This is a genomic window from Polaromonas sp. P3_C2 (assembly GCF_056402675.1).
In genome coordinates this window covers 1-2373 of the sequence record NZ_JBFUGX010000639.1, presented here as the reverse complement: position 1 = coordinate 2373, position 2373 = coordinate 1, and the positions used below count along the sequence as shown (strand labels likewise).

Sequence of the window (2373 nt, the reverse complement as noted above, 5' to 3'; positions counted from 1 at the left end):
TTGCGCAGGTAGGTGATGTCCTCTGCCAGTTCAGCGTCTGTCGCGTCCTCGCCATTGGTTCTCAGTATGAATCCGCCACCCATGTCCGCAGTCAGGGCCTGAACCCGTTGACGAAGCTCTTCGCGTTGCCTGGGGGGTATTTTTTGCGACACACCGATGTGGTTGTCTTGCGGCAAAAACACCAGCAACCGGCCGGCAATGCTGATTTGTGCCGTCAGCCGTGCGCCCTTGGTGCCTATCGGGTCCTTGAGAACCTGCACCATGACGGCCTGCCCTTCGAACAGCTGCTTTTCAATCGGTTGCAGCGACGCCATGGCCGGTGCGATAAGTCCACCGGCGGCCTGTGCGTCGGAGTCGGCATGGCGGCTGTTGATGCTGCTCATGAGGTCTGCCACGTGCAGAAAGGCTGCACGGTCCAGGCCGATGTCGATGAAGGCCGACTGCATGCCGGGCAGCACGCGGGCGACCTTGCCCAGGTACACATTGCCGACCAGGCCGCGTTCCAGGGTGCGTTCAACGTGAAGCTCCTGCACTGCGCCGTGTTCGACCATCGCCACCCGGGTTTCCTGGGGAGACCAGTTGATCAGGATGTCTTGTTGCATGTCTTTTGGAAGATTGAGTTGGCTAGAGGCGCTAGAGACGAATACCCGCGGCCTGCAACAGCCGGGCGGTTTCCCTCAGCGGGAGCCCCATGATGCCACTGTAGGAGCCATCGATGCGGCTGATGTGCATCGCCACCCTGCCCTGCACAGCATATGCGCCGGCTTTACCCATGGGCTCGCCACTGGCCACATAACTGCGGATCTGCGCGGGCGTCAGCGCGTCAAAACTGACACGCGAAGTGCTCAGCGCCTCGAAACGACGGCGCCCGAACTGCACCGCCACCGCGGTCAGCACCCTGTGCGTGCCGTCCGAAAGCTCGCGCAGCATGCGGGCCGCGTCTTTCCCGTCCTCCGGCTTGCCGTAAATCACCCGACCCATGGCCACCGTAGTGTCCGAACAAAGGATGGGCGCCGGCGGCAGCTTGCGCCGCTTCATGCGGGCGATTGCCGCATCGAGCTTGAGGCCGGTGACACGCTGGACGTAGGTAGCGGGTGCCTCGTTTTTAAGCACCGCCTCCAGCGACTCAGCGTCCTCATCGGCGTCCGGCAGCAGCAGTTCGTGACGCACGCCGAGTTGTTCCAGCAATTGCCGTCGCCTCGGGCTTTGCGAGGCCAGGTAGATGAAGTCAGCCATGGACGGGACTATTCGCGATGATAAGGATGGTTAATGGTGATGCTCCAGGCACGGTAAAGCTGCTCAATCAGCAGCACGCGCACCATGGCATGGGGCAAGGTCAGGTCTGAGAGGCGCAGACGCTCATGCGCAGACTGTTTGAAACCGGCGTCCAGCCCGTCGGGCCCGCCGATAACGATGGCGACGTCGTCACCGGAGAGTTGCCAGGCCTTGAGCCGTTCAGCCAGTGCCACAGTAGTGACGGCCGTGCCGCGTTCATCGAGCGCCACGACGCGGGTGCCGCGGGCGATGCTGGCCTCTATGCGCCCGCGCTCAGCCGACAGCAGGTTTTCCAGGGTCTTGGAGGCGCGCGGTTCGGTCTTGACGGCTTTGAGCTCGACTTTCAACTCAGGCGGGAAGCGCTTGGCGTAGTCGTCATAGGCCGTTTGCGCCCAGTCGGGCACTTTCTGGCCGACCGCTACGATCGTGAGCCTCATTTTCTCCGGGACGGAGTTTTCCTGGCGGCGGGTTTGCGGGCTGCCGTTTTAGCGGCGGTTTTCGCTGCTGTTTTCTTCGCCGCCACCTTTTTGGCTACGGGCACTTTGACAATCGGTGTTTTAACCGCAGGCTTTGCCGATGACTTGCCAGGAGCCGCTTTGGCGCCTGCCCGTGCCGGCTTTGCGGCTGGTTCGGTAGCCGGCGTGGCGGCATTGCGCTTGGCGGTCCAGTCATTGGTCTTGCCAACACGGCCCACATAGCTTGAATCGGGGGCAGTCGGCGCCTTTGCAGGTGCTTTGGCCGCCGACTTCGCGGAGGTCTTTGCGCCTGGTTTCGCAGTTTTCGCGCCGGCGCGGGAAACCTTGGGTTTGGCTTCCAGCTCGACATCGGCCTTCGACGCCTTCACCAGCGGCGCGGGCGCGCCCAGCTTGAGTTTGATGGGCTTGTCGCCCCACAGCTCTTCCAGGTGGTAGTACTGACGAATGGTCGGCTGCATGATGTGCGCCACGGCGGCGCCGCAATCGACAATGATCCATTCCCCGTTGTCTTCGCCTTCGATGCGAGGCTTGGCAAAACCTGCGTCCCGCACGGCATCCCGCACGCTGGCGGCCAATGCCTTGGTCTGACGGTTGGAGCTGCCGGAGGCGATGATCACGCGCT

At 62.7% G+C, this 2373-nt stretch carries 3 protein-coding genes and 1 pseudogene; all 4 read right to left on the bottom strand.

Features of this window, described 5'->3' with window-relative positions; genetic code table 11:
- Nucleotides 1-299, bottom strand: a pseudogene (locus tag AC1DWI_RS20100) (ribonuclease E/G); the annotation flags it as partial.
- Between the two features lie 334 nt (nt 300-633).
- Nucleotides 634-1236: a Maf family protein gene (locus AC1DWI_RS20095; RefSeq protein WP_477669488.1), complete on the bottom strand. Its 603-nt coding sequence runs from the start codon at nt 1234-1236 to the stop codon at nt 634-636.
- 8 nt (nt 1237-1244) lie between these two features.
- On the bottom strand, nt 1245-1712 hold the full coding sequence (gene rlmH / locus AC1DWI_RS20090) for a 23S rRNA (pseudouridine(1915)-N(3))-methyltransferase RlmH (protein WP_477659088.1): 468 nt from the start codon (nt 1710-1712) through the stop codon (nt 1245-1247).
- Nucleotides 1709-2373, bottom strand: a 665-nt coding sequence (gene rsfS, locus AC1DWI_RS20085; RefSeq protein WP_477725565.1) for a ribosome silencing factor, incomplete at its 5' end; no start/stop codon positions are given. The genes rlmH and rsfS, both read right to left, overlap by 4 nt.

Excerpts from the sequence above, each read along its gene's own strand:
- AC1DWI_RS20095 (WP_477669488.1), bottom strand. The coding sequence starts at position 1,236 with ATGGCTGACTTCATCTACCTGGCCTCGCAAAGCCCGAGGCGACGGCAA.
- rlmH (WP_477659088.1), bottom strand. The coding sequence starts at position 1,712 with ATGAGGCTCACGATCGTAGCGGTCGGCCAGAAAGTGCCCGACTGGGCG.